At 71.9% G+C, this 14,909-nt stretch carries 14 protein-coding genes; 6 read left to right on the forward strand and 8 right to left on the reverse strand.

Annotation, left to right across the window (positions count from 1 at the left end; genetic code table 11):
• Positions 1-39 precede the first annotated feature (39 nt).
• Positions 40-1,425: a nucleobase:cation symporter-2 family protein gene (locus ACZ7GJ_RS27895; RefSeq protein WP_470755650.1), complete on the forward strand. Its 1,386-nt coding sequence runs from the start codon at positions 40-42 to the stop codon at positions 1,423-1,425.
• 105 nt (positions 1,426-1,530) lie between these two features.
• On the opposite strand, the gene ACZ7GJ_RS27900 is transcribed toward ACZ7GJ_RS27895, so the two are convergent.
• Complete coding sequence (locus ACZ7GJ_RS27900; protein WP_470755651.1) at positions 1,531-2,136, reverse strand: 3'-5' exonuclease; 606 nt, start codon at positions 2,134-2,136, stop codon at positions 1,531-1,533.
• A gap of 111 nt (positions 2,137-2,247) precedes the next feature.
• Here ACZ7GJ_RS27900 and ACZ7GJ_RS27905 point away from each other — a divergent pair, with 111 nt between their 5' ends.
• Positions 2,248-2,622, forward strand: a complete 375-nt coding sequence (locus tag ACZ7GJ_RS27905) for a VOC family protein (protein ID WP_470755652.1) — start codon at positions 2,248-2,250, stop codon at positions 2,620-2,622.
• Between the two features lie 77 nt (positions 2,623-2,699).
• Here ACZ7GJ_RS27905 and ACZ7GJ_RS27910 read toward each other — a convergent pair whose 3' ends face one another.
• The 4 genes from ACZ7GJ_RS27910 to ACZ7GJ_RS27925 form a co-directional block, all read right to left on the reverse strand.
• Positions 2,700-3,890, reverse strand: a complete 1,191-nt coding sequence (locus ACZ7GJ_RS27910; RefSeq protein WP_470755653.1) for a GDSL-type esterase/lipase family protein — start codon at positions 3,888-3,890, stop codon at positions 2,700-2,702.
• Positions 3,891-4,257: 367 nt separating this feature from the next.
• On the reverse strand, positions 4,258-5,877 hold the full coding sequence (gene aceB / locus ACZ7GJ_RS27915) for a malate synthase A (protein WP_470755654.1): 1,620 nt from the start codon (positions 5,875-5,877) through the stop codon (positions 4,258-4,260).
• Between the two features lie 274 nt (positions 5,878-6,151).
• Positions 6,152-6,778 (reverse strand): nucleotidyltransferase family protein, encoded by a 627-nt coding sequence (locus tag ACZ7GJ_RS27920; protein WP_470755655.1) that lies wholly within the window; start codon positions 6,776-6,778, stop codon positions 6,152-6,154.
• Entirely contained in the window at positions 6,730-6,918 is a 189-nt protein-coding gene (locus ACZ7GJ_RS27925; protein ID WP_470755656.1) for a hypothetical protein, read from the reverse strand. The genes ACZ7GJ_RS27920 and ACZ7GJ_RS27925 overlap by 49 nt, the downstream gene beginning before the upstream one ends.
• A gap of 88 nt (positions 6,919-7,006) precedes the next feature.
• On the opposite strand from ACZ7GJ_RS27925, the gene yczR reads away from it, so the two are divergent.
• Positions 7,007-8,497: a MocR-like transcription factor YczR gene (gene yczR, locus ACZ7GJ_RS27930; protein WP_470755657.1), complete on the forward strand. Its 1,491-nt coding sequence runs from the start codon at positions 7,007-7,009 to the stop codon at positions 8,495-8,497.
• Positions 8,498-8,566: 69 nt separating this feature from the next.
• Here yczR and ACZ7GJ_RS27935 read toward each other — a convergent pair whose 3' ends face one another.
• The gene (locus tag ACZ7GJ_RS27935; RefSeq protein ID WP_365925572.1) at positions 8,567-9,196 is read right to left on the reverse strand and encodes a response regulator transcription factor; all 630 of its coding nucleotides are present in this window, start codon (positions 9,194-9,196) and stop codon (positions 8,567-8,569) included.
• On the reverse strand, positions 9,196-10,443 hold the full coding sequence (locus ACZ7GJ_RS27940; RefSeq protein WP_470755658.1) for a sensor histidine kinase: 1,248 nt from the start codon (positions 10,441-10,443) through the stop codon (positions 9,196-9,198). The genes ACZ7GJ_RS27935 and ACZ7GJ_RS27940 overlap by 1 nt, the downstream gene beginning before the upstream one ends.
• A gap of 134 nt (positions 10,444-10,577) precedes the next feature.
• On the opposite strand from ACZ7GJ_RS27940, the gene ACZ7GJ_RS27945 reads away from it, so the two are divergent.
• Positions 10,578-11,663 carry an ABC transporter permease gene (locus ACZ7GJ_RS27945; RefSeq protein WP_470755659.1) on the forward strand — a complete coding sequence of 362 codons (1,086 nt, stop codon included), beginning with the start codon at positions 10,578-10,580 and terminating at the stop codon, positions 11,661-11,663.
• Positions 11,660-12,367, forward strand: a complete 708-nt coding sequence (locus ACZ7GJ_RS27950) for an ABC transporter ATP-binding protein (RefSeq protein ID WP_470755660.1) — start codon at positions 11,660-11,662, stop codon at positions 12,365-12,367. Before ACZ7GJ_RS27945 ends, ACZ7GJ_RS27950 begins: the two co-directional genes overlap by 4 nt.
• A gap of 68 nt (positions 12,368-12,435) precedes the next feature.
• Here ACZ7GJ_RS27950 and ACZ7GJ_RS27955 read toward each other — a convergent pair whose 3' ends face one another.
• A complete protein-coding gene (locus ACZ7GJ_RS27955; protein ID WP_365925579.1) occupies positions 12,436-13,239 on the reverse strand; it encodes an IclR family transcriptional regulator in 804 nt (267 codons plus the stop codon).
• A gap of 325 nt (positions 13,240-13,564) precedes the next feature.
• Here ACZ7GJ_RS27955 and allB point away from each other — a divergent pair, with 325 nt between their 5' ends.
• Entirely contained in the window at positions 13,565-14,908 is a 1,344-nt protein-coding gene (allB, locus tag ACZ7GJ_RS27960; protein ID WP_470755661.1) for an allantoinase AllB, read from the forward strand.
• Position 14,909: the final 1 nt, after the last annotated feature.

A 14,909-nucleotide genomic window follows, 5' to 3' on the forward strand; every position in this document is an offset into this window, starting at 1 on the left:
CCCTGCCGACGTGTTACCCGACCGGAGGAAGCCGTGGCCATGGCGCCCAGGTTTCGCAAAGACGCTGTCGCAGTACCGGAGGAGAAGCACCCGGTCGATGAGACCCTGCCTCCTCTGAAGATGTTCACGAGCGGTCTCCAGCATGTGGCCGCCATGTACGCGGGTGTCGTTGCCCCGCCCATGATCGTCGGCCCCGCCGTCGGACTCTCCGCCACCGAGACCGCCTTCCTGATGGGCGCCTCGCTCTTCACCGCAGGACTCGCCACCCTCCTCCAGACCCTCGGATTCTGGAAGATCGGCGCCAAGCTCCCCTTCGTCAACGGCGTTTCCTTCGCCGGCGTGACCCCGATGATCGCGATCGGCAAGGGGGAGGGGGCGGACGCGATCCCCGTCATCTTCGGCGCGATCATCGTCGCCGGAGCCATCGGCTTCTTCGCAGCCCCCTACTTCGGCAAACTCGTCCGCTTCTTCCCGCCGGTCGTCACCGGCACGGTCATCACCCTGATCGGCGTCTCGCTCCTGCCCGTGGCCTTCAACTGGTCGCAGGGCGGCACCCCGACCGCCACCGACTACGGCTCGATGAAGAACATCGGCATGGCCGCCGTCACCCTGGTGATCGTCCTGCTGATGCGCAAGTTCCTGACCGGCTTCCTCCAGCAGATCTCCATCCTGCTCGGCCTGGTCGCCGGCACGCTCATCGCGATACCGCTGGACATGACCTCGTTCGACGCCGTGCGCAACGCGTCCCTCGTCGGCTTCCCGACCCCGTTCCACTTCGGCGCCCCGCAGTTCCAGGTCGCCGCCATCGTCTCGATGTGCATCGTCATGCTCGTCTGCATGACCGAGTCCACCGCCGACATCCTGGCGCTCGGCAAGATCGTCGGCCGTCCGGCGGACGCGAAGATCATCGAGGGCGGCCTGCGCGCCGACACCCTCGGCAGCGCGCTCAGCCCGCTGTTCAACGGCTTCATGTGCAGCGCCTTCGCCCAGAACATCGGGCTCGTGGCGATGACCAAGGTCCGCAGCCGCTTCGTCGTCGCCGCCGGCGGCGGCATCCTGATCCTGCTGGGCCTGTGCCCGATGGCCGCCTCCGTCATCGGCGTGGTCCCGCTGCCGGTCCTCGGGGGCGCGGGCATCGTCCTCTTCGGCTCGGTCGCGGCCAGCGGCATCCAGACCCTGGCGGGCGCAGCCATGGAGCGGGGCGAGAACGCCCTGATCGTCGCCGCCTCGGTGGGCATCGGCCTGATCCCGATCGCCGCGCCGGACTTCTACCACGCCTTCCCGAAGGACCTGCTCGTCGTCCTCGACTCGGGCATCAGCACCGGCTGCGTGGTGGCCATCGTGCTGAACCTGGCCTTCAACCACCTCGGCGCCAAGAAGGGCGCGGCCGCGGCCGTCGGCCCGGATCCGGTGCCGGTGCACTGACCGGCGCTCCGGCGCCCGGAGGTGCGGATCGTGCGGCGGTGCGTACGCCACCCACTGCGGGTGTGGCGTACGCACCGCCGCATCGCTCCAGGCAGCGTGGCCGGATCAGGCCCCGGTGTCGGCCTGCGGGTCCCAGAGCATCAGGTTGCTCATCAGCTCGGCCTGCTCGATCGCGTCGTCCAGCGCGTGGTGGGTGTGCGGGCGGCGGGAGAGGAGCTGGCGCGGCATCCGGCCCTTGACGGCCGCGCGCAGCGGGACCCGCGCCTTGGAGGCGTAGAGGGTCTTCATGTCCAGGCAGCCGGAGTGGCCGAAGGGGCTGTCCCCGCCGAACCGGATCAAGTACCAGTACAGGAAGGTCCAGTCGAAGGAGGCCGGGTATCCGCACATGACGGGCTGCGCCCCGGCGGACACCTTGCGTACCCAGGCGCGGAACTCCGCCATCGCCGCCGCCGGGTGGGCGCCCTCGCGCAGCAGCCGGTCCCGGTCCAGGCCGCTCACGGCCAGCGCCTCGGGCACGTACTCCTCGCTGATCGGCCGCAACTCCCGGTAGAAGGTACGCTGTTCGGGATCGGCGGCCGTATACGAAGCGCCGTCCTGCCGCCCGGCGACGGCGGCCCCGAAGCTGATCATCGAATACGGTCCGGGGATCGGTCCGTCGGCCTCGATGTCGACGGAGATGTAGAGACTGGGACGTGCGGTACGGGCTGCCATGGGCCAGAGCATGTCAGCCGGCGCCGCCCCGGCCCACGGATTTTCCGGTCGCCGGGCGGCGCGGCTGGGGGGAGGATGGTAGCGGGGGCGCGTCCGACCGAAGGAATGGTCATGTTCGAAGACGCCAAGGCATTCAGCGGATTCTCGGTCGACGACATCGGCAGGGCCAAGGAGTTCTACGGCGACACCCTCGGCCTGCGCGTCTCGGAGGAGAAGGGCATGCTGTTCCTGCACCTCGCGGGCGACACCAAGGTCCTGGTCTACCCGAAGGACGACCACGAGCCCGCGAGCTTCACGATCCTCAACTTCCAGGTGGCGGACGTGGAGCGGGCCGTCGACAAGCTCGGCGCGCGCGGTGTCGGCTTCGAGCGGTACGAGGGCTTCGAGATGGACGCCAAGGGCATCGTCCACGGGGACGGCGAGATGCCCAACATCGCCTGGTTCAAGGACCCGGCGGGCAACGTCCTGTCCGTGCTGGACGGATAGATCCTGCGTCCGGGTCCGGCGTCCGGGCCCAGCGTCGCTTCGGCGGCGCGACAGGGTCGCGCCGCCGAAGCGGACGGTTAGCCGACGGGCGTCAGGAACATGCCCGTCTGGTCGGTGCCCGGCGTGTTCTTGCAGCCGAAGCTGGACGTGGCCGGCTGGGCCGTGACCAGCGCCAGGCAGCGGCCCGCCGCGAGCTGCCCGAAGTAGTTCGGGTGCATGGACTCCTGGATCAGGCTCTGGGTCTCGCTGCTGTCGATCCAGCGCGCCCACTCGCTCGTCTGCGCCGACGCGGGCGCCGAGGTGGTGACCTGCTTGCTCGCCTTGGCGCACACCTCGCGCCCCTGCATCATGTCCCGCAGGTCCATGAACTGGACGCCCTTGCTCGCGGCGACCCCCTTGAGGCGGTTCGCGAGCTGCGGTACCAGCGAGTCCCGCGCCCAGTCCGAGTCACGGTTCCAGAACGGGCATCCGCCGGTGTTCAGGCGGCTCCAGTCGCTCTGCGTGTAGCGGTTCTCCGCCCCGCGCGGGATCGGCGAGGGGTAGGACTGCAGCACGATGCGGTACGAGGAGTCGCTGTAGCCTGCCCCGCGCATGACCGTCCGTATCTCGTCCACGGACTTGCCGACCTTGCCCATCACGGCGTCGATCTTCGCGTCGACGCCCTCCTGCTGGTCGTCGTAGCAGTAGGAGTTCCAGATGATGAAGTCGAGCGCGCAGTCCTTGATGATGTCGGCGAAGCCGAGGTCGTTGCCGCCGATGGACAGCGCGATGACCTTCACGTTGTGGCTCGCGGCCACGGCGGCGAGCTGGTCGGCCTGCGGGGCCTCGCCCTTGTAGGCGACGCCGCCGTTGGAGGCGCGGAAGACGTTCTCCGAAGTCGCCCCGGAGCAGGCCAGGTTCACGGCGACATCGGCGATGGGCCCGGCGCTCTTCACCTCGGCGGAGTCCGAGCGGTGGCACCCGCCGACGGTGGTCCCGTACACCTTGCCGGGGTCGTAGGTGCTGCCGCTGACCCATGCCCGGTCGGTGCCGGTCCGGTTGCCGGTGTTGGTGAGGCTGTTGCCCTTCCAGCGCCCGGCCTCGCCGGAGATGTAGCTGTCGCCCATGGACACCACGGCCGTGGGTCCCGTCCCGGGGCTGGCGGCGGAAGTGCCGGCCCCGCCGGCCAGCAGCGCGCTGACGGCGAGCGGTACGACCATCCCGGCCCCGGCCAGTCGTCGCACTCGACTGCGGGTCGGGCTGTTGCTGTCGTTGCGGAATCCGATCACTGCGGAACTCCTGCTGTTGGCCATGCGGGAGTCGGGAACAACTCCGCCGCATGGCTGGGGAAGTGGGGGTACCTCCGGCCGGTGGCAACCGGAAAGGTGACACGCCGCCGCTTGTTACCGCTAGGTACAGGCAAGTTACGAACAAGTAACAACCGATCGGTCGTTCGGCCACCGAGTGGCCCCGTGGTCGAGTCCGAGGGTTCTTCGAGTGCCTATACCGCGGCTATCCCATGACGGGCGCCGGGCGAATCCCGCCCTGCGCCCAGGAGTTCCCGTACGCGAATACAGCTCCGCCCCCGGGGCCTTGGGCCGCGGGGGCGGAGCTGTCGGTCTCCGGCTGCTGTGCGATTCAGCCGGGGGTGGGGTCTCAGCCGATGAGCTGGTCGTACGCAGGGAGGGTGAGGAAGTCCGCGTAGTCCGCGTCCAGGGAGACCTGGAGCAGGAGGTCGTGGGCCTGCTGCCACTTTCCGGCCGCGAATGCCTCCTCGCCGACCTCGGCGCGGATGGCGGCCAGTTCCTCGGCGGCGACCTTGCGGGCCAGGTCCGCGGTGGCCGTCAGACCGTTCTCGAAGACGACGCCGGCGTTGATCCACTGCCAGATCTGCGAGCGGGAGATCTCGGCGGTGGCCGCGTCCTCCATCAGGCCGAAGATGCCGACGGCGCCCAGGCCGCGCAGCCAGGCCTCGATGTAGCGGGTGCCGACCTGGACGGCGTTGCGCAGGCCCTCGTAGGTGGGCCGGGCGTCCAGGGAGTCGATCGCGATCAGGTCGCCCGGGGCCACGGCGACGTCCTCGCGCAGCCGGTCCTTCTGGTTCGGCCGGTCGCCGAGGACCGCGTCGAAGGAGGCCATCGCGATCGGCACCAGGTCGGGGTGCGCGACCCAGGAGCCGTCGAAGCCGTCGCCCGCCTCGCGGTCCTTGTCGGCCTTGACCTTCTCGAAGGCGACCTTGTTGATCTCGGCGTCCTTGCGGGACGGGATGAAGGCCGCCATGCCGCCGATGGCGTGCGCGCCGCGCTTGTGGCAGGTCTTGACCAGCAGCTCGGTGTACGCCCGCATGAAGGGGGCGGTCATCGTCACCGCGTTGCGGTCCGGCAGGACGAACTTCTCGCCGCCGTCACGGAAGTTCTTGACGATGGAGAAGAGGTAGTCCCAGCGGCCCGCGTTCAGGCCCGCCGCGTGGTCCTTGAGCTCGAAGAGGATCTCTTCCATCTCGTAGGCGGCGGTGATGGTCTCGATCAGGACCGTCGCGCGGACGGTTCCCTGCGGGATGCCGACGTAGTCCTGGGCGAAGACGAAGATCTCGTTCCAGAGGCGGGCCTCAAGGTGCGACTCGGTCTTCGGCAGGTAGAAGTACGGGCCCTTGCCGAGGTCGATCAGGCGCTGGGCGTTGTGGAAGAAGTACAGGCCGAAGTCCACGAACGCGCCCGGCACGGAGCGGCCGTCGACCTGGAGGTGGCGCTCCTCCAGGTGCCAGCCGCGCGGCCGCATCACGACGGTGGCGAGCTGCTCGGCGGGCTTGAGGGCGTAGGACTTGCCCGAGCGGGGGTCGGTGAAGTCGATGCGGCGCTCGTAGGCGTCGATGAGGTTGAGCTGGCCGAGGACCACGTTCTCCCAGGTGGGAGCCGAGGCGTCCTCGAAGTCTGCGAGCCAGACCTTGGCGCCCGAGTTCAGGGCGTTGATGGTCATCTTGCGGTCCGTCGGACCGGTGATCTCCACGCGGCGGTCGTTCAGCGCGGCCGGCGCCGGCGCCACCTTCCAGTCGCCCTCGCGGACCTGTGCGGTGTCCGGGAGGAAGTCGAGGTGGGAGGTGCGGGCGATCTCGGCGCGCCGCTCGGCCCGGAGGGCGAGGAGCTCGTCGCGGCGGGGGGTGAACCGCCGGTGGAGCTCGGCCACGAAGGCGAGGGCCGCATCGGTGAGGACTTCGTCCTGCCGGGGCAGGGGCTCGGCGTCGACGATGGCCAGCGGGGACGGCGCTGGTGCGGACATATCTGTCACTCCTTCAGCGGCGGTGCCTTGCGTCCGCGGGGGAATGCTCGCGCGAGACGGCACGCAGTGCCGTCGGGTGTGGAGAGTTCCGGGATACGGTCGCGGGCGCCGTCTTGGGGTTCAGGGCGCTTCTGACCAGTGGATAGTAATTTCCTCATGGTGGAAGTTCAATGGTTTGTTGATATCGAGATTCTCCGGGTCGACAGATTCCGATGCCCGGTGGCCCTCAGTGCCATGCCCGTTACGCCCTGCTCAGGCCGGACCCGAGTCCCGCTCAAGCCAGACGTGCCAGGTCGGGCGGCGTGTCGATGTCGAAAGCCTCCGCGACGTCCCCGCACTCGACCAGCGTGAGCTCCGCCGCGTGTGTGCTCAAGTGCACTCGCGCGCCCTTGTCACCCGTGGCCGTCGCCGCGATGTCCGCCCAGCGGTCCGCCCCGAACAGCACCGGATGCCCGCGCTCCCCCTCGTAGGCCGCCGCCACCAGGCTCGCCGGGGAGCGGTACGCCTCCAGGACCCGGGCCACCGCCGCCGGCCCGATGCCCGGCTGGTCCACCAGCGACACCAGGGCCGCGCGGGCGCCCGTACCGGCCAGTGAGGCGAGGCCGACCCGCAGGGACGAGCCCATGCCCTCGGCCCAGTCCGGGTTGTCGGTCACCACGCACCCGCTCAGGTCGGCGCGCTCGCGGACCTCGGCCGCCGAGGCGCCGAGCACCACGTGCACCGGGCCGCAGCCGGCCTCGCGCAGCACCCGTACGGCGTTCTCGACCAGCGGGCGGCCGCGGTAGGGGAGCAGGGCCTTGGGCCGCCCGCCGAGCCGGCGGCCACCGCCGGCCGCCAGGAGCAGGCCGGCGATCACGGGCGCAGCGGCGGGGGCGGGAGGGGGAGAGGTGTGGGCTGGCATGCCACCGATTCTCGCTCCTGCGCCGAAGCCCGCGTCAGGACCCGGCGTACGGCGGCCAGCGCGGCCCCGATCCGCAGGGGCGCGGCGATCCGGTTCTCGGCGGCTGCCAGCAGGGCTCGTTCGTCACGGTCGGTGAACACGTCCGCATCTCCTTGCCAATCGAGGGCCAATGCAGCGAGTCTGGACCTTGATTGGCCTGGCTGGCAGAGCCAATCGGGGGAGGTTGGCATGGCAAACGGGCGAGTGGTCCATACGGCGGACAGGACGATCGGCAGCCGCCAGCTCGCGGCGCTGCTCCCCGCCGAGGTGCTGGCGCGCCCCGGCTACCGCGGCCTCGCCGACGCCGTGCGGACCCTGGTCCTGGACGGCCGGATCCCCCTGCACGTACGGCTCCCCGCCGAACGCGAGCTGGCGGAGGCGGTCGGAGCCAGCCGGGCCACCGTCACCGGCGCCTACGACCTGCTCCGCGAGAGCGGCTACGTCCGCAGCCGCCGCGGCTCCGGCACCTGGACCGAGCTCCCCGACGGCCACCTGCCGGTCGGCTCGCCCGCCATCCTCGGCGGCGGCACCGGCGGCCGGCCCGACGGCGACCCCGGCATCGACCTCGCCATCGCCGCCATGGGCGCCCCCGACGGCAGCCTCGCCGAGGCCTTCGCCTGGGCCGCGCCCCGGCTGCCCGCACTCGCCCGCAACCCCGGCTACCACCCCTTCGGCCTGCCCGACCTGCGCACCGCGATAGCCGACCGGTTCACCCGGCGCGGACTGCCCACGCGCCCCGAGCAGATCCTCGTCACCGCCGGCGCCCAGCAGGCCTTCTCGCTGGTCGTCAGCCTGCTCTGCCGGCCCGGCGACCGGGTCGTCACCGAGAACCCCACCTACGCCAACGCCCTCGACGCCCTGCGGCACGCCCGGCTGCGCACCGCGTCCATCGCCGTCTCCGACGCGGGCTGGGACATGGAGATCGCCGAGTCCACGCTGCGCCAGACCGTGCCCAGGCTGGCGTACGTGATCCCCGACTTCCACAACCCGACGGGCGCGCTGATGCCGCCGGAGCAGCGCCTGCGGCTGCTCGCCGCGACCCGGTCCACCGGGGCCTGGCTGGTGGTCGACGAGACCATCGCCGACATCGCGCTGGACGTCCCCGCGCCCGCGCCCCTGGCCTCGCTCGCCCCGCGCGGCGGCGCGGAGCACGTCATCACCATCGGCTCGCTCAGCAAGACCCACTGGGGCGGCCTGCGGGTGGGCTGGATCCGGGCCACCGCGAAGATGATCACCGAGCTGACGGCCGTACGGGTCTCGGCCGACATGACCGGCTCGGTCCTCGACCAGGTGGTCGCGCTCCCGCTGATGGAGGCCCTGGACCGGTCCCTGCCGGCGCGGCTCGCACAGCTGCGCGTCCAGCGCGAGGCCCTGGTCCGGTCGCTCCAGCGGCACACCCCGGAATGGTCCTGGCAGCTCCCGCCGGGCGGGCTCTCGCTCTGGGTCGACCTGGGCGAGCCGGTCAGCTCCGCCCTGGCCGAGCGGGCCTCGGCCGCCGGGGTGCACCTCGGCCGCGGGGCCCGGTTCGGGGTGGACCCCGGAACCTTCGAACACCGGCTGCGGATCCCGTTCACCCTGCCCGCCGACCGGCTGGACGAGGGAGTACGGCGCCTCGCGAGCGCCTTCCACGACGGGGTCCCGCTGCCGTCGGCGGTGGACCGCCCGCACTGGGTGGCCTAGCGGGTGTCTGCCGGGTGTCCGCGACGCCGCGGGCATCCGTCAGACGCCCCCTAGCCCATCAAGGCGGCCCTACGGCGTGCGGATCAGGCGGCGGGTGGCGGCCGCGGCCACGGCCGACGTGCGGGAGTCGACGCCGAGCTTGGCGTAGATGTGGACCAGGTGGGACTTGACCGTGGCCTGGCTCAGGAAGAGCTCCTTGGAGATCTGCTGGTTCGACAGGCCGTCCGCGACCAGCTGGAGCACCTCCAGCTCGCGCTTGGTCAACGCCTCCGCGGGCGTCCGCATCCGGTCCATCAGGCGCAGCGCCACCGCCGGCGCGAGCGCCGACTGGCCCGCGGCGGCCGTGCGGACCGCCGCCGCCAGCTCCTCCGGAGGGGCGTCCTTGAGCAGGTAGCCCGAGGCGCCCGCCTCCACCGCCGCCAGGATGTCCGCGTCGGTGTCGTAGGTGGTCAGGACCAGCACCCGCGGGGCCCGCTCCGAGGCGGTGATCAGGCGGGTGGCCGCGGATCCGTGCATCCCGGAGCCGAACTGGAGGTCCATCAGGACCACGTCCACCGGCTCGGAGGCGGCCAGCTCCACCGCCCGCTCCGCGGTGGCGGCCTCGGCGACCACCGCGAAGTCCGGTTCCGTGTCCAGGACGGCCCGCAGCCCGGCCCGGACCACCGGGTGGTCGTCGGCGAGGAGCAGCCGGATCGTCATCAGGGGGCCTCCACGGGCAGCGGAAGGGTGACGGCCACGGCGGTGCCCTGGCCCGGGGCGGACTCGACGGTGAACAGCCCGCCCAGCGTCTCCGCCCGCGAACGCATCGCCGGCAGGCCGAAACCGCCGCCGCCTCCGTCGTCGTCGGACGGCGCCGAGCCGGGGTCGAAGCCGGTCCCGTCGTCCACGATGTCCAGGGTGACCGAGGCGTCCATGAAGGTCAGGGTGATCTCGGCGCGCCCGGCCCGGGCGTGGCGCACCACATTGGCCAGGGCGGACTGCGCGATCCGCAGCAGGGCCACCTCGTACGGGGTGGGCAGCACCCGCGGCGGGCCGCTCAGGCAGAAGCGGACCCGCGGCCCGGGCGCCGCCGTGCACAGCCGCTCCAGGGCGGCGGCGAGCGACCCGTGCTCCAGGTCCGGCGGCGTGAGGGCCCGTACGAACCTGCGTGCCTCGGCGAGGTTCTCCTGGGCGGCCTCCCGGGCCCGGCCGATGTGCTCCAGCGCGGGAGCGTCGGGCGCCAGCCCCCGCTCGGCGGCACGCAGCAGCAACTGGATGGAGGACAGGCCCTGGGCCAGGGTGTCGTGGATCTCCCGGGCCAGCCGCTCGCGCTCCGCCAGGATCCCGGCGCCCCGCTCGGCCGCCGCGAGCTCGGCCCGCGTGGTGATGAGCTCCTCGATCAGCTCGCGCCGCCGCTCGCTCTCCCGGTACAGCGCCTGGTAGCCCAGTACGGTCGCCACCGCCACGGCCCCGCCGAGCAGCGGCCCGAGGAAGGCCCCGGGGGTCACGGCGCTGCTGTGCGCGAGGAAGCCGCCGATGGCCGCGCAGGCCGTCACGGCGACGGCGGCGACGCCCCAGCGCAGCCGCAGCAGGTGCAGCTCCAGGAAGTACAGCGGGAAGGCGATCCACAGCCCGTCGGGGGAGACCACCAGCAGCGCGCCCCAGGCGGCGCCGAGCCCGGCGAGCCACACGGCCCCGGCGCGCGGCGAGCGGTGCACCACCGGGGCCAGCACCCCGGCGAGGTACACGGCGGCCAGCACCGCGCACGCGGCGACCACCCACCCCGGCCGGGGCGCGGAGTCGGCGACGGCCCGCCCGGCGGCCAGGGCCAGCAGCCCGAACAGCAGCGCGTGCAGGCACAGCCGCAGGACGCGCGAGACGGGGGTCAGCGGGCGGCCGGGCCGGTCGGGGCCGGTGGGACGGGTGGGACGGGCAGGGCGGGTGGGACGGGCATCCGGAGCAGTCATGACCTGACCAGCGTAAGTGGGCCCAGGCCACCCCCGGTCAATCGAAAGTTTGATGTCCGCATGGGTCCTTCGATACGAGGATCGCTACCGTGGCGCGATGCCTTGCGTCCACGCGGAGGACCAAGGTGGGGGACATGTTCGTCGCATGGAGAGATCTACGGTTCGCCAAGGGCCGCTTCGCCCTCATGGGCTCGGTCGTACTGCTGATCACGCTGCTGGTCGGCCTGCTGTCCGGACTCACCTCCGGCCTGGCCCGGGAGAACATCTCGGCCATCACCGGCCTGCCCGCCACCCGCTTCGCCTTCGCCGCGCCCACCGGGGACCAGAAGGTGTCCTTCACCAACTCGCAGGTGCCCGAGAAGGCCTGGCTCGCCTGGCGGCAGCAGCCCGGGGTGAAGTCCGCCGAACCGCTCGGCATCCGTACGACGAACGCCGTCTCGGGTGAGCGCACCGCGGCCGTCTCCCTCTTCGGCGTGGAGCCGGCGGGGAAGCTCGCCCCGCGGGGCGCGGGCCTCACCCAGGGCCAGGTCGTCCTCAGTGAGAAGGCCGCCAAGGAGCTCGGCGGCCTCGGCGCGGGCGCCAAGCTCAAGGCGGGCACGCTCGAACTGACCGTGGCCGCCGTGTCCGGCAGCGCCTCCTACAGCCACACCCCGGTCGTCTGGATGGACCTCAACGACTGGCAGCGCATCGGCAACCCCGGCACCTCCATCGACACGCTGGCCACCGTGGTCGCCGTGTCCGGCAGCGGCGTGGACCTCGCCGCCGCGGACCGGGCCGCGGGCACCAAGGCCCAGACCGTCGACGAGGCGCTCGGCGCCATAGGCTCCTACCAGGCCGAGAACGGCTCGCTCCAGCTGATGCGGGGCTTCCTCTTCGCCATCTCGGCCCTGGTCATAGGGGCCTTCTTCACGGTGTGGACGATCCAGCGCAGCGGGGACATCGCCGTCCTGAAGGCACTCGGTGCCTCCACCGGCTACCTGCTCAAGGACGCCCTCGGCCAGGCGGTGGTCATGCTCACGATCGGCACCGGGGCCGGTACCGCGCTCGCGGCCGGCTTCGGAGCCCTGATCAGCGGGGGCGACGTCCCCTTCGTGCTCGACGCCGCCACCGTGCTGGTGCCCGCCGCGATCATGATCGCGCTCGGCGCGCTGGGCGCGGCCCTGTCCATCCGGCGCATCACCGCCGTAGACCCGCTGACCGCCCTCGGGAGCGTCCGATGACCCTGCTCGTCCACGACGTCACGCTCACCTACCCGGACGGCGAGAGCCGGCTGACCGCCCTCGACTCCGTGTGCCTGGAGGTCCCCGCGGGCACGCTGACCGCGGTGATAGGACCCTCCGGGTCCGGCAAGTCCAGCCTGCTCGCCGTCGCGTCCACCCTGGTCACCCCGGACTCCGGGCGGGTGGTCGTCGCGGGGCAGGACACCGCGCGGCTCGGCGCGGCCGAGAAGTCGGCCCTGCGCCGGGAGAAGATCGGCATCGTCTTCCAGCAGCCGAACCTGCTGGCCTCCCTCACCGCCGCCGAGCAGCTCCTGGTGATGGCGCACCTCTCCGGCCGCCCGCCGCGCGTCCTGCGCCGCCGGGCCCTGGACCTGCTGGACGCGGTGGGCCTGGCCGACAAGGCGGACAGGCGCCCCCACCAGCTCTCCGGCGGGCAGCGCCAGCGCGTCAACATCGCGCGCGCCCTGATGAACGAGCCCGGGGTGCTGCTGGTCGACGAGCCGACCAGCGCCCTGGACCACGAGCGGGGCGCGGCGGTGCTCGACCTGCTGGTCACCCTCACCCGGGAGCGCGCCACCGCCACGGTCCTGGTCACGCACGACCACGCCCACCTGGAGCGCATGGACCGGACGGTGACCATGACGGACGGCCGCCTGACCGAGACCGAGACCGAGACCGCGGCGCGGGCCGTCCCGGCGGTCTGAGTCCCGTACGTACGAAGGCCCCGGCCCCTTCCGCAGCGGGAGGGGCCGGGGCCTTCGTACGTACGGACCTACGCCGGGTTCTGGCTCTGCAGGGCCACCGACAGCTCGTCCGCGATGCCCTGGAGGATCGGCACGATGGAGTCGGTCAGGGCCTCGGTGACCCGGCCCGCCGGGCCCGAGATGGAGATCGCGGCGGCGGTCGGCGAGTTCGGCACCGACACGGCGAGGCAGCGAACTCCTATCTCCTGCTCGTTGTCGTCGACCGCGTAGCCGACCTTGCGCACCTGCTCCAGGGCCTCCAGGAAGCCCTCGGGCGTGGTGATGGTCTTCTCGGTCGCGGCCGGCATCCCGGTGCGCGCGAGCAGGGCCCGTACCTCGTCCGCGGGGGTGTAGGCGAGCAGGGCCTTGCCCACGCCGGTGGAGTGCGGGAGCACGCGGCGCCCGACCTCGGTGAACATGCGCATGGAGTGCTTGGACGGCACCTGGGCGACGTAGACGATCTCGTCCCCGTCGAGCAGTGCCATGTTCGCGGTCTCGCCGGTCTCCTCGACCAGGCGGGCGAGGTAGGGGCGGGCCCAGGTGCCCAGCAGCCGCGACGCGGACTCGCCGAGGCGGATCAGCCGGGGTCCGAGGGAGTACCGTCGGTTGGGCTGCTGGCGGACGTAGCCGCACGCCACGAGGGTGCGCATGAGACGGTGGATCGTCGGCAGCGGCAGGCCGCTGGCTGTGGAGAGCTCGCTGAGGCCGACTTCGCCCCCGGCATCGGCCATGCGTTCGAGCAGATCGAAGGCGCGCTCAAGGGACTGGACGCCACCGCTGGCGGCGGTGGGCTTGGCGGAAGCGTCGGTGGTGCTGGCGCTGGACGTCGGCACGGCGCGGTCCTTTCGGTGCTGGCAGGCAAGCAAGCAGCCTACCGGTCGGTCGGCGTCGGCCCTAGAGCCGGGGACCGTCGTCTCCGCCGGTCAGAGGCGGTTTGTCCGGCGGCGGACGGCCTCGGGAAGTTGGCCGTTCGGTTTCCGGTGGTGGTAGCTACATTCTGTAGAGCGAAATCTTAATTCCATCCTGTGGAAACATCCAATTGCGATGAAGGCGCGTCGGTGGTCCGTCCGGGCGCTCTTGACTGGCCCCGGATCCGCGGGAAGACTCCGTCAACAGAACGTTGAATTTCGCTCTGTGGAAGTAGATGGGGAGGTTCCGGTGTCCGACCTGGCTGTGGAACTGGTACTGCGCTCGACGCGCGTCATCACCCCCGAGGGGACGCGCGCCGCTTCGGTGGCCGTCGCCGGCGGGAAGATCGCGGCCGTGCTGCCGTACGAGGCCGAGGTGCCGGCCGGAGCCCGGCTGGAGGACTTCGGGGACGACGTGCTCCTCCCCGGCCTGGTCGACACCCACGTCCACGTGAACGACCCCGGCCGCACCGAGTGGGAAGGCTTCTGGACGGCCACCCGCGCCGCCGCGGCCGGAGGCATCACCACGATCCTCGACATGCCGCTCAACTCCCTGCCGCCGACCACCACCACCGACAACCTCGTGGTCAAGCAGGACGTGGCCCGGGCCAAGGCGCACGTGGACGTCGGCTTCTGGGGCGGCGCCCTGCCGTCCAACGTCAAGGACCTGCGCCCGCTGCACGACGCCGGCGTCTTCGGCTTCAAGGCCTTCCTCTCGCCCTCCGGCGTGGAGGAGTTCCCCGAGCTCGACCAGGAGCAGCTGGCCACCTCGCTCGCCGAGATCACCGGCTTCGGCGGCCTGCTGATCGTGCACGCCGAGGACCCGCACCACCTGGAGTCCGCGCCGCAGACCCCCGGCCCGAAGTACGCCGACTTCCTGGCCTCCCGCCCGCGCGACGCCGAGAACACCGCCATCGGCAACCTGATCGCCCAGGCGAAGCGGCTCAGCGCCCGCGTCCACGTCCTGCACCTGTCCTCCTCCGACGCGCTGCCGCTGATCGCCGCCGCCAAGGCCGAGGGCGTCAAGATCACCGTCGAGTCCTGCCCGCACTACCTCACCCTGACGGCCGAGGAAGTGCCGGACGGCGCCAGCGAGTTCAAGTGCTGCCCGCCCATCCGCGAGTCCGCCAACCAGGACCTGCTGTGGGACGCGCTCGCCGACGGCACCATCGACTGCATCGTCTCCGACCACTCGCCCTCCACGGCCGACCTGAAGACGGCGGACTTCGCCACCGCCTGGGGCGGCATCTCCTCCCTGCAACTGGGACTCCCGGCGATCTGGTCCGAGGCGAAGAAGCGCGGCCACAGCCTGGAGGACGTCGTGCGCTGGATGTCCGCCGCCCCGGCAGCCCTCGCAGGACTGGCGCAGAAGGGCGCGATCGAGGCCGGCCGCGACGCCGACTTCGCCGTCCTGGCCCCCGAAGAGACCTTCACCGTGGACCCCGCGGAACTGCACCACCGCAACCAGGTCACGGCGTACGCGGGCAAGACCCTGCACGGCGTCGTGAAGTCCACCTGGCTGCGCGGAACGCAGATCGCCGACCACGGCACCCCGACCGAGCCCACGGGCCGACTTCTCGAAAGGCAGAACTGAC

The sequence above is a fragment of the Streptomyces sp. NPDC037242 genome (assembly GCF_055604165.1).